Below are 3435 nucleotides of genomic sequence, written 5' to 3' on the forward strand. Positions count from 1 at the left end.
GGACCGGGGCCGGAGGGAATCGGCGAGCGCTCAGTACCAGCGCTGCCAGGCGTTGAAGTTGCTGGTGTCCGCGTACCACAGCCCGACCGGGCTTCCGTCGCCCTTCCAGAGCGAGGCGTAGCCGTCGAGGGCGACGACGCTGGGGGTCTTGGGCGAGGTGAGCGAGATGTCGGCGCCGTTGACGAAGGAGTGGAAGGTCTGCCCGGGGGCGCCGCCGTCCTTGCAGTCGTAGACGTTGAACTGCGCGCCCACCGTGTTGCCCCATGATTCCGGGTAGTCCAGGCAGCGGCCGGAGGCGTTGTTGACGAGTTCCCAGCCGTAGTAGGCGCCCGCGTCGTACAGGCGCCACCGCCACAGCTCGGTGGGCCCACCGTTGCAGGTCCAGAAGCCGACGGGCGAGTTGTTCGCGCCGCCGCCGCTGGCGAAGTTGTCGAGGCAGTAGGTGTCGCCGTAGGCACGGACGTGGAAGTAGAACGGGCTCGAATCGGTGAGCGCGGCCTGCCCGTCGTGGGCCGTGGCGGTCGCCAGGACCTGGGCGAGGGCTTCCTGGGCGGTGACGGTCGTGACCGAACCGGAATCTGCGCGGGCTGTCGTGGCCGGGGCCGCGAGCGCGAGGGCGGTGAGAACAGCGGCTACTGACGCACCAAGTCTTGTCATGGCCGCAACGGTAGGGAGTCGGGGCCGCCCCCGGAAGGGGTGCACCACAAGTGGCGCACCCCCTCTCCGGTTGCCCTCCGCAGGACTCAGGTCAGCTTCACCGACGCGTCGTCGACCAGGAACGCGGTCTTCCCGCTCGTCGAGTGCGCGACCAGCTTGATGCCCACCGTCGAACCGAACTCGGCCGCCACGTACGGCGTCAGGTCGAAGGACTGCAGCTGGTAGCCGTTCGTCGCGTCCAGGTTGCTCCAGGTCTTGACGGTCGCCAGGTAGTTGCCGCTCCACTGGTCGTACAGCTCCAGCGAGAGCGTGTCGACCGCCGGGCCGCCGGGCGCGGAGGCCCCCTGGGCGCTGCCCGTGACGTTCAGCCAGAAGGACAGCTGCTCCTTGGTGTAGCCCGGAGTGGTCTCGACCCACTGGATGATGGAGTCGTCGCTGGCGGTGTTCTGCCCGAGCCACGCGTACGCCGCACCGCTGTGTGCCTGGTGGGCGGTGGACGGCGTGATGACGTTGTAGCCGGACGGGTTCCACACGCCGTGGTCAGCGGTGCCGTTCTCGAAGCCCGGGTCGTTGAGCTGCTCGATCGGCGTGCAGCCGGTCTGCGGGCCGTGGAAGAAGCCGGCCCGGAAGGTCTGGCTCTGCGCGTTGCCCCGGTCGTCGCGGCCGGTCACGGTGATCGTGCGCCAGCCGGTCGCGTGCGTCGTCCCCGTGATGCGCCCGGTCGCCGCGTCGATCCGCAGCCCCGCGGGCAGGCCCTTCGCGCTGTACGTGATCGGGCGCCCGGCGCGGTCGGAGGCGAGGACGGCGAGGTCGACGGGCCTGCCGCTCTCGACCGTCTGCTCACAGGGCCTGGTCACGAGGAGCTGCGCGTTCGCGAAGACCGGATCGTCGCCCATGCACAGGTGGTCGTAGTTGGACCACGTCGTCTGCACCGGGAAACTCCCCGTCGACAGCTGCAGGTTGAACATCCCGCCGTTGCGGCCGACCGGGATCCAGGAGCACTTGTCGGCGTTCTCCTGGCCGGTCGCGTCGGTCCAGGCGCCGGAGGCGTTCTGGTCGGTGATCGTCTCGGCGTACTCGTGGCCGCCGATGATCCCGTAGCCGTCGAGCCGGCCGCGCGCACCCGGGTTGATCCAGTTGGTGCCGCATGCGGGCACGTCGGTCAGGTACGGCATGAGCGTGTAGGCGAGGGTGCCGGCCGAGCTGCGCATGAAGGTGTGCCAGGCGCAGTAGCCGAGCTCCTTCCACTTGTCTGGGTCCAGGCCCTGGCCGGTGTTGATGACGTACTGCACGTCCCGGTTCCGATTGGGATCCGTGTTGCCGAAGTGCTTTGCGGCGGCGACGACTTCGGCCGCGATCTCCGGCTCGGTGGCGGCCTTCGGTGCGGGCGCCGCGTTGTCCACCCACACGCCCGCGAGCGTCTGGCCGGCCACCGGCATGCCGACGTGGTTGGCCTCGGGCGGGCAGTAGGACGAGCCGGGCGCGATGCCCTCGCAGTACTGGGTCATCACGCGGGACCACGTGTCGGTCGTGCTGCCGAGGCCCTTGAAGAAGTCCTGCTGGTACGGCGCAGCGGCGTCCGTGTCACCCGAGAGGGTGACGTTGCCGGTGGCCGCGTCGGTGCTCGGGGTGCCCCACTGGCTGCCCCAGTAGATCAGGTACACCTTCGGCTGCCCGGTGGTGACGCCGATGGAGTCCTGGCCGCCGCGGTAGGTCATCTGCAGGTTGTAGTTGTTGCGCGGGGCGGTGACGGCGGCGGCGGTGGTGGTGGTGGCGGTGGCCTTCGCGGCCTCTCGCTGGGCGAAGGTGGTGGCGTTGGGCATCACGTGCGGCCGGGTGGCGCCGACCTGCACCCAGGTGCCGTCGATCTGCCGCCACCCCTCGGCGGCGGGGTGCGGATCGGCGGGGTGCCGATCGGCAGGGTGCTGATCGGCGGGGTGCGGATCGGCAGGGTGCGGATCGGCGGTGGCGGCGCTGCCCGCCGACTGCCGCTCGCCCTGGGCGAGGGCCGTACCGGCGGTGCCGGTGCCGGCGAGCCCGAGGACGAGCGCCCCGAGCAGGAGCTTCCGGAGCGATCCGGCGAGACGCGAACGTGCGATAGGCACAGGGAGGTCCTGACTCTCGATCGGGGGAAGGGGAACGGCAAGCCCTTGCACGCCCGTTGACGGGCCCTCAGGGCGCCATGTGAAATGACACATGTCACCGATCACATGGGTCAAGCCCCTCGACCCGAAGTTCGCCCCCGCACTTGTCCCACCCGCACCGCCGCGATTTGAACGTTCAACACGCCAGTGCCCACGCGCCCACGACGCACCGCCCAGGAGCCGCTCATGCCTCCCGCGCACAGCACCGTCCTGTCCAGCCTCGCCGCCCTGGCCGTCCTCGCCGGAGCCGCCCCCGCCGGAGCCGCCCCCGCCGCCCAGGCCTCCGCCGACGAGCTGGTGGACGGCGGCACCTACGTCATCTCCTCATCCGTGGACGGCACGTGCCTCAGCCCGCAGTTCGCGCAGCCCGCCCTCGGCACCCCGACCGTGACAGCCGCCTGCCAAGGCCTCCTCGGCCAGCGGTGGCGACTGCGCCGCAGCGCCGACGGCTCCTACCTGCTCGTCAACACCGCGACCGGACACTGCCTCGCCGCCGGCCTCACCACGGCCGACTTCACCGCGGCCGACTGCACCGCCGCAGCGCGCTTCACCGTCACGCCCGTCCCCGGCGGCCACACCCTCGCCACCGGCGCCCGCTGCCTCACGCCCCACCACGACGGCCCCGTCCGCGCCC

Annotated in this window: 3 protein-coding genes; 1 reads left to right on the top strand and 2 read right to left on the bottom strand. The window is 71.1% G+C overall.

The genetic code is table 11. The annotated features are described in order from the left end of the window. Positions 1-30 precede the first annotated feature (30 nt). A complete protein-coding gene (locus tag AB0O00_RS33035; protein WP_363658104.1) occupies positions 31-657 on the bottom strand; it encodes an RICIN domain-containing protein in 627 nt (208 codons plus the stop codon). An 86-nt stretch (positions 658-743) separates the two neighbouring features. After that, positions 744-2762 (bottom strand): Ig domain-containing protein, encoded by a 2019-nt coding sequence (locus AB0O00_RS33040; RefSeq protein WP_363658106.1) that lies wholly within the window; start codon positions 2760-2762, stop codon positions 744-746. Positions 2763-2987: 225 nt separating this feature from the next. Here AB0O00_RS33040 and AB0O00_RS33045 point away from each other — a divergent pair. Then, a partial coding sequence (locus AB0O00_RS33045) for an RICIN domain-containing protein (RefSeq protein WP_363658109.1) occupies positions 2988-3435 on the top strand: 448 nt, incomplete at its 3' end.

It is taken from the genome of Kitasatospora sp. NPDC093558 (assembly GCF_040683475.1).
Taxonomy (GTDB): Bacteria; Actinomycetota; Actinomycetes; order Streptomycetales; family Streptomycetaceae; genus Kitasatospora.

Coding starts and splice junctions, on each gene's coding strand:
- AB0O00_RS33035 (WP_363658104.1), bottom strand. CDS start 657: ATGACAAGACTTGGTGCGTCAGTAGCCGCTGTTCTCACCGCCCTCGCG.